General features: G+C 69.1%; 10 protein-coding genes. 2 read left to right on the forward strand and 8 right to left on the reverse strand.

Annotation, left to right across the window (positions count from 1 at the left end):
* The first annotated feature begins 4 nt into the window (after window positions 1-4).
* A complete protein-coding gene (gene treY / locus C1746_RS00650; RefSeq protein WP_162867231.1) occupies window positions 5-2,467 on the forward strand; it encodes a malto-oligosyltrehalose synthase in 2,463 nt (820 codons plus the stop codon).
* Between the two features lie 78 nt (window positions 2,468-2,545).
* Window positions 2,546-4,681 carry a glycogen debranching protein GlgX gene (gene glgX, locus C1746_RS00655; protein WP_116712784.1) on the forward strand — a complete coding sequence of 712 codons (2,136 nt, stop codon included), beginning with the start codon at window positions 2,546-2,548 and terminating at the stop codon, window positions 4,679-4,681.
* On the opposite strand, the gene C1746_RS00660 is transcribed toward glgX, so the two are convergent.
* The 8 genes from C1746_RS00660 to C1746_RS00695 all read right to left on the reverse strand — a co-directional run bounded on the left by C1746_RS00660 (window position 4,665) and on the right by C1746_RS00695 (window position 14,289).
* A complete protein-coding gene (locus C1746_RS00660; protein WP_116712785.1) occupies window positions 4,665-6,161 on the reverse strand; it encodes a CoA-acylating methylmalonate-semialdehyde dehydrogenase in 1,497 nt (498 codons plus the stop codon). The two genes, glgX and C1746_RS00660, sit on opposite strands and share 17 nt — an antisense overlap.
* Window positions 6,161-7,171 (reverse strand): LacI family DNA-binding transcriptional regulator, encoded by a 1,011-nt coding sequence (locus C1746_RS00665; RefSeq protein WP_116712786.1) that lies wholly within the window; start codon window positions 7,169-7,171, stop codon window positions 6,161-6,163. Before C1746_RS00665 ends, C1746_RS00660 begins: the two co-directional genes overlap by 1 nt.
* A gap of 64 nt (window positions 7,172-7,235) precedes the next feature.
* Complete coding sequence (locus C1746_RS00670) at window positions 7,236-8,300, reverse strand: hypothetical protein (protein WP_116712787.1); 1,065 nt, start codon at window positions 8,298-8,300, stop codon at window positions 7,236-7,238.
* 155 nt (window positions 8,301-8,455) lie between these two features.
* Window positions 8,456-9,274, reverse strand: a complete 819-nt coding sequence (locus tag C1746_RS00675; RefSeq protein ID WP_116712788.1) for a hypothetical protein — start codon at window positions 9,272-9,274, stop codon at window positions 8,456-8,458.
* Window positions 9,275-9,277: 3 nt separating this feature from the next.
* Window positions 9,278-10,117, reverse strand: a complete 840-nt coding sequence (iolB, locus tag C1746_RS00680) for a 5-deoxy-glucuronate isomerase (protein ID WP_116712789.1) — start codon at window positions 10,115-10,117, stop codon at window positions 9,278-9,280.
* On the reverse strand, window positions 10,114-11,142 hold the full coding sequence (gene iolC / locus C1746_RS00685; RefSeq protein ID WP_116712790.1) for a 5-dehydro-2-deoxygluconokinase: 1,029 nt from the start codon (window positions 11,140-11,142) through the stop codon (window positions 10,114-10,116). The genes iolB and iolC overlap by 4 nt, the downstream gene beginning before the upstream one ends.
* Before the next feature lie 34 nt (window positions 11,143-11,176).
* Window positions 11,177-13,048 carry a 3D-(3,5/4)-trihydroxycyclohexane-1,2-dione acylhydrolase (decyclizing) gene (gene iolD, locus C1746_RS00690; protein ID WP_116712791.1) on the reverse strand — a complete coding sequence of 624 codons (1,872 nt, stop codon included), beginning with the start codon at window positions 13,046-13,048 and terminating at the stop codon, window positions 11,177-11,179.
* Complete coding sequence (locus C1746_RS00695; RefSeq protein WP_116712792.1) at window positions 13,045-14,289, reverse strand: Gfo/Idh/MocA family protein; 1,245 nt, start codon at window positions 14,287-14,289, stop codon at window positions 13,045-13,047. Before C1746_RS00695 ends, iolD begins: the two co-directional genes overlap by 4 nt.
* Window positions 14,290-14,349 lie beyond the last annotated feature (60 nt).

Here is a 14,349-nt window from a genome sequence, read left to right on the forward strand (position 1 = left end):
GCCCATGTCCCGCACCGTCCCGACCTCCACCTACCGTCTGCACCTGACGGGCGACTTCACCCTCGACGACGCTGCTGACCTGGTCGACCACATCGACGCACTAGGGGTGGACTGGGTCTACCTGAGTCCGATCCAGACCGTCCCGCGCGGTGCGACGCACGGCTACCACGTCCTGGACCCCGACGAGATCAACCCCGAGCTGGGTGGCGAGGAGGCGCTGGCCCGACTGCGAGCGGCGGCGGACGAGCATGACCGCGGGATGCTGCTCGACATCGTCCCGAACCACCTGGGAGCCTCGGTGGAGAACCCCTGGTGGCGGGATGTGCTGACCCATGGGGCAGCCTCTGCCTTCGCGCACTACTTCGACGTGGACTTCGAAGCCGGGCGTGTGGTGCTGCCGGTGCTCGGCGGTTCGGTGGAGGAGGCGATCGCGGAGGGTGCGATCCGCGTGACCGACGACGGCGTGGGGCTGCAGGTGCACGAGACGCGCTACCCGCTGGCACCCGGGACGGATGTGGCCGCGCCGCTCGCCACGGTGTTGGAGCAGCAGGCCTATGAGCTGACCATGTGGCGGGAGGGCGAGGCACGACTCAACTGGCGCCGGTTCTTCGCCGTGAACGAGTTGGCCGGTGTGCGCGTGGAAGATCCCGAGGTCTTCGATGCCGTCCACCGGACGGTGCTGGCGCTGCTGGCGGACGGGACCATCGACGGACTTCGAGTGGACCACATCGACGGTCTCAGCCTGCCGGGTGAGTACGTCACGCGGCTGCGGGATGCCGTCGGACCGGACACGTGGGTGGTGGTCGAGAAGATCGTGGAACTCGACGGACCCGGGGATGGCATCGAGACCCTCCCAGCGTCCTGGCCGGTCGCGGGCACGACGGGCTACGAGACCGGTGCGCTGATCCAGTCCTGGTTGACCGACACCGAGGGCCACCGGCAGCTGGTCGCCGACTTCCGGGCCGACACAGGCCTGACGGCCAGCACCGTCGAGGCGCTGCCCGGCTCGGAGCTCACCGTCACCAGGGAGCTGTTCACCGGCGAGGTGGCCCGCATCGTGGCCGAGCTGCGCGCGGGCCTGCCCGACCTCGCCACCACGGAGGACGAGTTGGCTGAGGCGGTGATGGAGCTCTCGGCCCACTTGGACGGCTATCGCACGTATGCCCCCGTCGATGGCCCGCTGTCCGACGCCGACCAGCGGGCGATCGAACACGCCGCCGAGCGGGCCGGAACCGCGCGTGCCGCGGACCTCGGTCAGCTGCTGCAAGCGCCGGCTGCCCGACCCGCGCTGCTCCGCTGGCAGCAGCTCACCGGGCCCGCGACCGCCAAGGGGTTCGAGGATCGGCTGATGTTCCAACACGTCGCGCTGGCCAGTCTCTGCGAGGTCGGCGCCGACGCCCACTACATGGACAGTCCACCGGACGCGGTCACCAGCGCCGCGCTGCTGGTCGAGCAGGCAACGCACGCCCCCTACGCCGGCATCACCACGTCGACTCACGACGCGAAGCGCAGCGAGGACGTGCGAGCGCGGCTGCTGGTGCTGGCCGAGGCCCCTGCCGCGTTCCGCGACACCCTCCAGACGGTGACGACGCACCTTGCCGAGGGCCCGACCGTAGACGGGCACGCGCGCTGGCTGATCCTCCAGGCAGTGATCGGGACGCTCGGACTGGCGCCGGCGGAGAGCCTGGCCGACACGCCCACCGAGCCCTACCGAGCCCGTCTGGCCGCGTGGACCACCAAGGCACTCCGCGAAGCCGATCTGCGGACCGGCCATCGCGACCCCGATGAGGTCTACGAGGCTGCGGTGCTGGAGTGGCTGGATCGGCTGCTCTCACCCGGTCCGGCGCTCGCCGCCGTCCAGGACCTGGTGGGGAGCATTGCCCTCGCGGGCGCCACGAACAGCTTGGCCACGGTCGTGCTGAAGATCGCAGCCGCTGGTGTCCCGGACATCTACCGAGGCTGCGAGATCTGGGACGACAGCCTGACCGATCCGGACAACCGACGACCGCTGCAGGTCGACCGTCTGCGCCAGGTGATGGCGAGCCTGGACGGGGCGACCCCGACCGAACTCCTTGCCCGTTGGGAGGACGGGGCCGTGAAGATGCACGTCACCCGTGCTGGGCTGCATGCTCGACGAGATCTGCCCGAGGTGTTCCTCGGTGGGACGGCCACCACCCCGGAGGTGGCCGGAGCCCGGGCTGACCACGTGTGCGCACTGGCACGGACGGGCGGGGAGGATGCCACCTCGGTCGTCGCCGTCACCCCGCGCCGGCCGTTGACGCTCGCCGGCGGGGACTGGGCCACCGGGCTGGTTTGGGACGACACCACGGTCGCGATGCCGGCGGGCACGGCCGGGGACTCCCACGCCACGGAGCTACTGACCGGACGTCGTGTCCCGATCACGGAGGGTAGAGTTGGGGTCGCGGATGCGTTGACTGACCTTCCGGTCGCGCTCCTCCGGGTGTGATCTGCGAGCAGGGGCGCAGACTGGGGATGTCGAGCCGCCCCAACCCACCCCACCTGTTCCCGACGACAAGAGAGCACTGTGTCCACCGAATCAACGTCATCCGACGACCTCCGCGTCTGGCCGGGAAGTCCCTATCCGTTCGGCGCCACGTTCGACGGCGTGGGGACCAACTTCAGCTTGTTCAGCGAGAACGCGAGTCGCGTCGACCTGTGCCTCTTCGACGAGGACGACACCGAGACGGTGATCGAGATCACCGAGGTGACCGGCCACTGCTGGCACGCCTACCTCCCTGATGTCGGCCCCGGCCAGCGGTACGGCTATCGGGTGCACGGTGAGTACAACCCTGCCGCCGGGCGCCGGTTCAACCCCAACAAGCTGCTGATCGACCCGTACGCCAAGGCCGTCACCGGCGGCGTCGAGTGGGACGAGGCGGTCTTCGCCTACCACTTCGACGACCCCGACAGCTTCAACGAGACGGACTCCGCGCCCTACGTGCCCCGGTCGATCGTCGTGAACCCGTACTTCGACTGGGAGGGGGATCGCCTGCTGCGGACGCCCATGCACCAGACGGTGATCTACGAGGTGCACGTCAAGGGCTTCACGGCAACGCACCCCGACGTTCCCGAAGAGCTCCGCGGAACCTACGCCGGACTGGCCACCGAGCCGGTCATCACCCACCTCCAGAACCTCGGGGTCACCGCGGTCGAGCTGATGCCGACCCACCAGTTCGTCCACCACCAACACCTGACGGAGAAGGGGCTGTCGAACTACTGGGGGTACGACTCGATCGCCTACCTCGCGCCGCATGACGAGTACGCGGCCACCGACCGGCCGGGCGGTGCGGTCCAGGAGTTCAAGCAGATGGTCCGGGCGCTCCACGCCGCCGGAATCGAGGTCATCCTCGACGTCGTCTACAACCACACCGGGGAGGGAAACCACCTGGGGCCACACCTCTCCCTCAAAGGTGTGGACAACCAGTCCTACTACCGGCTGATGGACGACGACCCGCGCTACTACATGGACTACACCGGTACCGGGAACTCCCTGAACGCGCGGAGCCCGTTCGTCCTGCAGCTGATCATGGACAGCCTGCGGTACTGGGTCAACGAGATGCACGTCGATGGCTTCCGCTTCGATCTGGCCAGCACCCTGGCTCGCGAACTCCACGACGTCGACAAGCTGAGCGCCTTCTTCGACATCATCCAGCAGGACCCGGTGATCTCCCAGGTCAAGCTCATCGCCGAGCCGTGGGACATCGGTGAAGGCGGCTACCAGGTGGGCAACTTCCCGCCGGTGTGGTCGGAGTGGAACGGCCGCTACCGCGACACGGTCAGGGACTTCTGGCGGGGCGAGCCGGCCAAGCTCGGCGAGTTCGCCGCTCGTCTGACCGGCTCGAGCGATCTCTACCAGTCCGACACCCGCCGGCCGGTCGCGAGCATCAACTTCGTGACCGCCCACGACGGGTTCCCCCTGGCCGACCTGGTCAGCTACAACGACAAGCACAACGAGGCGAACCTCGAGGGCGGCAATGACGGGACCGATGACAACCGGTCCTACAACCACGGGATCGAGGGCCCGACCGACGACCCCAAGATCCAGGCAGTCCGGAGCCGTCAGCAGCGGAACATGCTGGCCACCGTCCTGCTCAGCCAAGGTGTGCCCATGCTCCTCGGCGGTGACGAGATCGGCCGGAGCCAGGGCGGCAACAACAACGCCTACTGCCAGGACAACGAGATCAGCTGGTTCGACTGGTCCGACAAGGCCGTGGATGAGGACCTGCTCGAGTTCACCCAGAAGCTGATCGACTTCCGGCGTGAGCATCCCGTCTTCCGTCGGCGCCGCTGGTTCGAAGGACGGGACATCAGAGGGATGGGCCACTCCGACATCGGCTGGTTCCGGCCCGACGGCAAGGAGATGTCCGACGAGGACTGGTCCAGCATGCTGGCCCGCTCACTGGCGGTGTTCCTCAGCGGCCACGGGATCCACACCGCAGGCCCGCACGGCGAGCCCATCGTCGACGACGACATGCTCATCATCTTCAACGCCGACCCGGAGGACGTCACGTTCAAGGTGCCAGCCGATCTGCGCGGTGGCTGGCGTGTGGTGGTCGACACAGCGAAGGGCAGTTGGGAGGACGACGACACGTCCCCGCTGAAGCGGGTGTCCGTTCGAGCTACGGGCCGATCACTGGTGCTGCTCAGTCGTCCGCACTAGCCGGGAATCCCAGGTCGACCCCGCGGTGCATCGGGTCGGGCCAGCGGCTGATCAGCACCTTCTGCTTGGTGTAGAAGTGAACACCCTCGGGGCCGTAGATCCCGTGTGACCCGAAGGCGGAGTTCTTCCAGCCACCGAAGCTGTAGAAGCTGAGCGGCACGGGGATGGGCAGGTTGATGCCGACCATCCCGACGCTGATCTGCTGCTGGAAGAGGCGTGACGCGCCACCATCGCTGGTGAAGACGGCCGTGCCGTTGCCGTAGGGATTGGCATTGACCAGGTCGATGGCCGCCTGGTAGCTGTCGGTCCGCACGACCGACAGCACGGGACCGAAGATCTCGTCGGTGTAGACCGACATCCCGGGCGTCACGTGGTCCAGCAGGGTCGGCCCGACGAAGAAGCCGCCCTCGTGTCCCTCGACCACCAGATTGCGGCCGTCAGCGACGACTGTGGCACCCGCTGTCTCACCCGCATCGACGTATCCGGCCACCCGATCGCGATGCTCGGCAGTGATGAGCGGCCCCATCTCCGAGCCGTCGGCGTCACCTGCGCCGACCCGGAGGGTCGCGATCCGCTCCTCGACCAGAGGGATCAGACGGTCGGCGGCATCCCCGACGGCCACGACGACGGAGATGGCCATGCAGCGCTCACCGGCGGAGCCATAGCCGGCGGAGACGGCGGCGTCGGCGGCCAACTCCATGTCCGCATCCGGCAGGACGACCATGTGGTTCTTCGCCCCGCCAAGTGCCTGCACACGCTTGCCGTTGGTGGAGGCCGTGGTGTGGATGTACCTGGCGATCGGGGTGGATCCGACGAATGACACGGCCTCGACGTCCGGGTGCTCGAGCAGTCGGTCGACCGCGACCTTGTCGCCGTGCACCACGTTGAAGACGCCCTCGGGCAGACCTGCTTCGGCGTAGAGCTCGGCCATCAGCAGGGAGACGCTGGGGTCCTTCTCCGAGGGCTTGAGGACGAAGGTGTTGCCGGTGGCGATCGCCATCGGGTGCATCCAGCAGGGCACCATGATCGGGAAGTTGAACGGGGTGATGCCGGCCACGACGCCGAGCGGCTGCCGGATGGACCAGGTGTCCACACCGGTCGAGACCTGCTCGGAGTAATCGCCCTTCAGCAGGTGGGCGATGTTGCAGGCGAACTCGATGACCTCGAGGCCACGCTGCACCTCACCGAGGGCGTCGTCGATCGTCTTGCCGTGTTCGGCCGTGATCACCTTGGCCAGGTCGTGGCGACGACGGTCGACCAGATCCCGCAGCGCGAACATGATCCCCTGGCGGCGGGTGAGTGGCGAGTGGCGCCAGGTGTCGTACGCGGTAGCAGCGCTGGCCACGGCCCGATCGACGTCCTCGGTGCTGGCCAGCGCCACACGGTCGGTCTCCGCGCCGGTTGCCGGATTGGTGACCGGAGCGGTCCTCGCCGGCTCGTCGGTGACCAGGTGGCCGTCGATCCAGTGGTTGATGGTCATCAGCTTCTCCTCGCGGGTGGTGCGGTGCTGCCGCGTTCGACCAGCGCCGGCTCGACCGTCACGTGCTTGCTGCGTGATCGTGTGCCGTCCAGCCGCTCGATCAACAGGTCGACTGCGATCGTGCCCATCTCGTGTCGCGGTTGGTCGATGGTCGTGAGCGAGATCTGGCCGAGGCCGGTGAACGCCACGTTGTCGTAGCCGACGATGGAGATGTCATCCGGAACGCGCAGACCCGCCTGCTCCAACGTCTGCATGACGCCGACGGCAGAGATGTCATTGGCGGCGAAGATCGCCGTCGGGAGGTCACCCCCGCGCAGGAGTTCCTCCGCGCCGACGATGCCACCTCGCTCGGTGAAGCCGGCGGCGGCCAGGCGGGGCTCGAGCCCTCGTGACTCCATCGCCTCGACGAACCCATCGCGACGGGCCGCGGCGCCGGCCCCTGGCAGGCCGTGGAGGTGGACGATTCGGCGGTGTCCCAGCTCGGTCAGGTGCTGGACGACCAACTCGGCGCCGTGCCGATCATCGTTCATCACCACATCGATGCCGGGGACTGCCGTGTCACGGCCGACGGTCACCACCGGCACGGTCTTCGGCAACTGGGCCAACAGGTCGTCGGCAAACCGCGGGGAGCCGAGGATCAGGCCCTCCGTGCGCAGCTCCAGGAGCGTCTCGGTCGCCATCGTCTCGCGCTCGGCGATTCGACTGCCGGTATTGAACAGGGCGCGGTACCCCGCCAGCAGGGCGGCCTCCTCGATCCCCTCGAGCATGTCGGAGAAGAAGGGGTTGCCGAAGTCGCTGACCATGACGCCGATCAGGTGCGTTCGCTGTCGGGCCAGGCTGGCCGCAGCGGCGTTCGGCCGGTACCCCAGCTCATCGGCTGCCTCGAGCACCGCCTGACGCCGGTCGTCGGAGACGTTCGGCGAGCCCCGCATGACCAGCGACACCAACGACTTGGACACGCCGGCCTTCGCAGCGACGTCAAGGATCGTGGGAGCACTGCGGTAGGGCATGCCGGAACGATACCGGAAATGTTGGAACGTTCCAATTCCGGATCTTCGTATGGATCCCGTCGGCTCACGATTGCGCCGGCAGCAGCGCCAGAACGGCGGTCGCGTGCGCCTCCTCCGCGGTCGCCCTGACCGGCTTTCGCGCACGACCGACCGGCCGGGACAGGTCCAGATCCTGGTCCAGCAGCCAGCGCATCCGAATGGGGTAGTCACGGACGGCTGCCACCTCCAACTCGTCGTACAGCAGCGCAGCGGGTGGTGTCAGCTGATCGCCCAGTCGCCGGTACCACGGGCCGCCGTGGTCGCGCCCGAGGCCGTACTCCGACAGCAGGATCAGGTGCGCCGGGTCGTCCAACGGCGGCCCGCCCAGACCCTTGTTGTACAGGGCCTGCCCGTCGTTGGGATCGGCACCCGCCTCGAGCAGCATCCGGGCCAGTCCCTGGCCGTCGGGGTGGTCCGGTTCGCCCCGCTCGCCACCACCGATGGCACCAGTCAGCGCGGTGAAGGGCGGTACGAGACCGCGCCAGAGGAAACCCGCGTTCGGGTCGGCTCCCATCTCCAACAGGACCTGTGCGGTCGTGGTCAGCGACCACGCGGCCGGATCGGCCTGGATCCGTGAGTAGGCCGCGTACAGCAGTGGCGGCCAGCCGTAGGGGCCTGTGCCCCGTCGCGCCGCGCCGGGGTCGTCGGTCAGCAGACGCCGGACGGTCGCGTGGTCACCCACGGTTGCTGCCGCTGCCAGCGACGCCGTCGCCAGGTCCGGAGCGGCGGCGAGCAGCTCGTGGGCCCGCTCGATCGCCTGGGCGGGATCCCGCGGGTCGTAGGACAGGCACGCCTGCAGGATGAACGCATCCGCCGGCGTGGCCGACCGCACGTCGCGGCGGAACCGGTCGACGACCGAGAGATGATTGCGCAGGGCGACCCAGCACGGGAAGCCGTGCAGCCGCGCGATGGTGAGCTGCGCATCGGTCAGCTTGAGGTTTGCCACGTCAAGTGCGGCTGCTCGCGGGTGGAACTCCTCGACGAGTGCGAGCGAGCCCGAGTCACCTCGCCGCGCCGTGGTTCGGACGAACTTGGCCTGATTCTTCAGATGGGCGAGCGACGGGTCTTCAGGAAGTGGAACTGACGGCATTGCGGCCCCTTTCGGTCTCACCCACTGTCCGCACGATGGGTCGAAAGAGGAGGGTGCACGTGCTCAGCTGTCGGTCGGATGGGCTTGGCCCTTCCCGCGGACTGGGTGCGCTCCGACGCGCTGGCTGCAGCGTACGCGGTTGCGGGGCCGCGTTGCTAGCCCAGCCGGAGGAGCGCCTCCATCCGCGGGACGACGTGCTCCTCGATCGCCGCCTTCCGGGCAGCGGTGTCGGTGGTTGCGGCCTCCCGCCACACCGCCCGCCCGACGATGTAGCCGACGGCACCCCCATCGATGGCCTCGGCTGCCTGCTGCTCGAACGTCTCGAACGCCGCACCGGCCGACAGGATCACCCAGGGCCGCTCGGTGATCCTGGCGATCTCCGCGCATGCGTCGGCCGACCCGGGATAGGGCAACTTCAGCAGGTCGGCCGACGTCTCGGCGTGGTGGCGGACCCAATCGAGCACCCACCCGCCGGTCGGCGGCAGCCCACGTGCCAGCGGCTCGAGGACGAACGGCAGCCCGACGTCGTGGGTCTGGGCGACCGCCGTCTCGATCATCGCGTCCTGCTCCGTCCAGTGCTCGCCGTCCCACAGCGAGAGCACCTTGCCCATGTCGGCGCCGAGCGCCTTCGCCTGGCTGGCGTCCCACCCCTCCAGCAGCGTGGTGTGCGTGACCGAGTCGTCGGCCATGTACCCCTGCGCCTCGAGTGCCGCGACGATGCCGACGCCGTCCGGCAGCACGTCGAGGACTGGTGGCTGCAGACCGAAGCGCGGATCCAGCATCACCCCCGTGGCGATGCCTGCGGTGATGGCCACGAGGTCCGCCTTGAGCTGGATCACCTGATCGTCCGGCGTGTCGAAGCCGTCGGGCAACATCACGCGCAGTGCATCGCGGTGGTCGATCGCCAGGATGCGGAACAGGCCGGCGTCACCGGTCAGGGCGTCGAAGGAGCCGGCTCGTACCGGTGCGGCCACGGGTCAGGCCTCCACACGGGGCAGGGACCAGGCGCCCTCGTCCCAGCTGTCGTCGATCCAGGTGTACTCGGGCTGGAAGAACGGGGGCCGGGCCCGCTCGTCGTCCTGCAGCTCGCCTGCCAGGTAGTTCAGGAACCACATGTTGTGGCCGGGCGAGGCGGCCGAGGAGTGGAAGCCCTTCGTGACCAGCACGAGGTCACCGCTGCCGATCGCGAACGTCTCGTCGAAGTCCTCGTCCACTCGGTAGTTGCGGTGCATGGCCCAGCCGTCGTCCGGGTCGAGCCTGAAGTAGTAGGTCTCCTCGAGGTAGGGGGAGCCCGCGTAGCCGTCGTGGCAGTGCGGCGGCCATCCGGACCACATGCCGCGCGGCACGTAGACCTCGAACAGGATCAGGCGCTCAGCCTTGAGCGGGTGGGCCAGGACGTTGTTGACCTGGCGTGTGGCTCCGCCGCCGCCGCGGATCATGGTCTCCATCTCCGCGGGCCGATTCAGCGCGACCGGGTAGCGACCCTCGGCCGGTGCGCCGCCCAGGGCGAACTCGAACCCCTCCGGCCCTGCCTCCACACCGACGTCGGTCCCCGGTGGTGCGTAGAGGATCTCCGGCATGTGGTCGAACGGCGACGGACGACCGATGGTCCCTTCGAGCTCGCCCGCGCTGACCGACGCCGAGCCCGTGATCGGCGTCAGCGCCATCTCCCGGTCGTCGCCGCGATGGCTCAGCTGCTCCCCCGGGGCCAGCTTGTGCACCGCGAAGCTGAGGTAGCGCCAGCCGGCGGACTCGGGGGTGACGTCGTGCAGTGGCCCGTCTGAGGCGGGTGTCAGGTGATGGCGTGGTTCGGTCACGGGTGCTCCTTCTGGGCGTTGGCGTTGATGAATGCGTCGACCTCGTCCCGGGTCGGCAGGGCGGCCGAGCAGCCGTGCCGGGTCACCTCGATCGCGCCGCAGGCGTTGCCGAATCGGACGGCCTCGGTCCAGCTCCAGCCCTGCAGGTGACCGTGGATGACACCGGAAGCGAAGGCGTCGCCCGCGCCGACGGTGTTGGCGATCTCGACGGAGTAGCCGGGCACGTCGGTGGTGCTGCCGGGAGTGCGGACGGTCACGCCGCGCGGCCCTCGCTTGAGGACGGTGATGATCCCGCCCTCGCGAGCGTGCAGGCGGTCGAGCAGGTGATCCAGATCAGCACGATCCGCCTCCCCCAGCGCAGAGCCGTCGAGCGCCGGGCTGTGCTCTGCCAGGGCCGAGTGGAACTCCTCCTCGGTCCCGATCGCCACGTCGACGCTGGGCAGCAACGCCCGCACAGCGACGCCGAATGCCGGCGGATCAGCCCACTGGTCGGGACGGAGGTCGAGGTCCAGCACGACGGTGGTGTCCAGGGACGCGGCCCGCTGCCCGGCGTGCAGGGTCGCGTGTGCGCAGGTGCCGCGGGACAGCGCCGCACCGGAGAGCTGGAGCACCCGCGTGGTCTCCAGCGGGAGCGCGTCGACGTCCGCGACGGACAGGTGGATGTCGGCGGGGTTCTCCCGGTAGAAGGTCAGGGGGAAGGTGGAGGGCGGCTGGACGGCCAGGATGGCCAGCCCCGTCCGTGTGTCGGGGACGGTCCGGATGAAGTCGGTGGCCACGCCCTCATGCGCGAAGCCGGCGCGGACGAAGCGGCCGATCTCGTCCTCCCCGACGGCGGTGAGGATACCGACGCGGGCTCCGAGGCGGGCGGTGCCGATGGCGATGTTGGAGGGGCTGCCGCCGATCATGGCGTCGAACCCCTCGACTTCGGTCATGTCGGCGCCGATCGTCTGGCTGAACAGGTCCATCGAGACCCGGCCCATGGTGATGACGTCAAACTGGTCACGATCGGGGGCTGACCCGCGCATGTGCGGATCAGCCCCCGATCGTGTCGAATCCCGGTCAGACGCCACGACGCTGGTGCTTCCGCTCGGCGTCCTGCTCCGCCCGCGCCACCCGGACCGCATCCCGCTGGCTCACCTCGGGGATGCCGACCTCCCACCAGGTCCCGCCCTCGGTCCAGGCGTACTCGTCGACCTCGATCACGATGACCGTCGACTCCGCCGCCTCCTTGGCCCGTGTGAAGGCGGCCCTGAACTCCTCGACCGAGCCGACCTTCTCGGCGTTCGCGCCCATCGCCGCCGCGTGGGCGGCGAAGTCGACGCGGAAGAGCTTCTCGTGCCTCGCCGTCCGCAGCAGGTTGTTGAACTCCTCACCCCCGGTGTTGGTCTGGAGGCGGTTGATGACCGCGAACCCGCCGTTGTCGCAGAGGATCGTGATGACCTTGTGACCGGTGAACACCTGGGCGTAGATGTCGGAGTTCATCATCATCCACGAGCCGTCGCCGACCCAGCAGATGACGTCGGCATCGTCGCCAACGGCCATCTTCGCGCCCCAGGCCCCAGCCACCTCGTAGCCCATGCAGGAGTAGCCGTACTCGCAGTCGAAGGAGTGCACCGACTTGGCGTGCCACCCCATGTTCAGCTCGCCTGGCAAGCCGCCGGCCGCCGCGACCTGGTAGTCGTCGGGGTCGCAGAGGTCATTCACTGCTCGAACCACCTGGGCGTAGGTGGGCACGTCGGTGTCGGCCGTCGAGAGCCGGTCGAGGTAGCCGTACCACTCCTGCCGGACCTCTGCTGTGCGCTCCAGGCAGGCAGCGGGTGCGCGGTACTCGCCCAGCGCCTCGTCCAGCGCCGTCAGGCTGACCTCGGCGTCACCGACGACGCTCACCGCCCGGTGCTTGGTGGCGTCGAAGCGGCCGACGTTGACCGAAACCAGCGTCATGTCCGGGTCGCGGAACAGCGACCACGACCCGGTCGTGAAGTCCTGCAGGCGTGTCCCGACCGCGATGACGACGTCGGCGTCTTCGGCGATCGCGTTGGCCGAGGTGCTGCCGGTCACGCCGATCGGGCCGGCGAAGTTCGGGTGGTCGGCGAACACCGTGGCCTTCCCGGCGACGGTCTCGGTGATCGGGATGCCGCGCTCCTCGGCGATCCTGGTCAGCGTGTCGACGGCGCCGGAGTAGTGGACCCCGCCGCCGCTGATGATGACCGGCCGCTGCGCCGATCGGATGGCCTGCGCCGCCTGGGCGATCTCGCGCGGATCGGGACCGTGCCTGCGGATGTGGTGCACCCGCGGCTCGAAGAAGACCTCCGGGAAGTCGTAGGCCTCCGCCGCGATGTCCTGGGGCAGTCCGAGGTAGGCCGGGCCGCAGTCGGCCGGGTCGAGCATCGTCGCCAGGGCCTGGGGCAGTGAGCTCAGCAACTGCTCGGGCCGGGTGATCCGGTCCCAGTACCGCGTGACCGGCTTGAAGGTGTCCGACACCGTGATGGTCGGGTCCGCGAAGTGCTCGACCTGCTGGAGCACCGGATCGACCAAGCGGTGCTGGAAGCTGTCGCCCGAGATGAGCAGCAGCGGCAGCCGGTTGGCGTGCGCCACCGCGGCGGCCGTCACCATGTTGGTCGAGCCGGGGCCGACCGACGAGGTCGCCACCATGATCCTGCGCCGCAGCATGGCCTTGGCGTAGGCCACACCGGCCAGCGCCATGGACTGCTCGTTGTGGCCGCGCCAGGTCGGGAGCTCGTCCTGGACGGGCTCGAGCGCCTCGGCCAGGGCCACGACGTTGCCGTGCCCGAAGATCCCGAAGACGCCGGCGAACACGCGCTCTTCGGTCTGGAGCGTCGTCACGCGACCGCCGGCCACCCCGTCCGTGGTGTACTGCGCCGTCAGCCAGCGCACGAGGGCCTGGGCCGCGGTCAGTCGTACCGTCTTCATGTGCTTCCTCCATCGCTGTCGTGGCCAGCACCGTCGTGGCCGGCACTGTCGTGGCCGGCACTGTCCTGGCCCGGCTCGGACAGGTCCACGTCCTCCCAGCCCCCCGAATCGAAGGACCGGATCATGGCGTCGAGGACTCGCGCGACCCGGAGGGCCGCACCGAAGCCGGGTTCGAACGGCCGCCCCTCCGCGACGGCGGTGCAGAACTCCGCCGCCTCGATGCCCTTGAGGTCCTCGTAGCCCAGCGAGTTGCCGTACCCGGGCACGAAGTTGCCGTGGTGGGGCAACCAGTCCCCGGCGAGCACGCGCTGGTACCCGTCGGCCGGGCTCTCCTCGGGGAGGTAGAGGTCCATCTGGTTGAGGGTCTCGTGGTCCCAACTGGCCGCACCCCGCTCACCGTTCAACTCGAAGGCCATCGCGCTCTGCGGGCCGAAGATGCTGCGGTCGACCTCGAGCGTGCCACGGGCGCCACCAGCGAACTCGACCAACGCTCCGACGTAGTCCTCGTTGGTGACCGGCCCGGTCGGGTCTCCCGGGGCGCCCCGGTCGTAGTGCGTCCCCTCCCCCGGCTTGGGCAACGGTCGCTGCTTGACGAAGGTCTCCTTCGTCGCGGTCAGGCGCGTGATCGGACCGGCCAGGTGCAGCGCCATGTCCACGGCGTGGCACATCAGGTCGAGCAGCGAGCCGTAGCCGGCCTCGTCCTGCTTGAACCGCCAGCTCAGCAGGCCCAACCGGTCTCGTCCGTACATCGAGAAGAAGCGGCCCCGGTAGTGCGTGAGGGCGCCCAACCGACCCTCGTCGATGAGGGTCTTCAGGTGCTGGACCAGCGGGGTCCAGCGGTAGTTGTAGCCACACCCGCTGACGACACCGGCCTGGCGTGCCGCCGCCTCGATGGCCGCCGTGTCGGCAAGGGTGAGCCCCACGGGCTTCTCGCAGAAGACGTGCTTCCCGCTCTCCGCCGCCGCCACAGCCAGGTCCCGGTGCATGCCGTTCGGCGCAGTGATGTCAATGATGTCGAGGTCGTCGCGAGCGATCAGGTCCCGCCAATCGGCGTGGGCCTCCGCGAACCCGAAGTTGGCCAGCGCTTCTGCGCGCCGCTCCTCGACCGGGTCACAGACCGCCGCCAGCACGGGCGTGATGTCCCGGTCCCCGAACCGCGACGGCAGCGCGCGGTAGGACCGGGAGTGGGCCTGACCCATCCAGCCGAAGCCGATCACGCCGACCCGCAACTCGTGTGACACGTGCGCTTCTCTCTCCCTCGGGCACGGGTGCCCGTGGCAACTGACCCTTGAGTCTCCGGC

This window comes from Euzebya tangerina (genome assembly GCF_003074135.1).
Lineage (GTDB): Bacteria > Actinomycetota > Nitriliruptoria > Euzebyales > Euzebyaceae > Euzebya > Euzebya tangerina.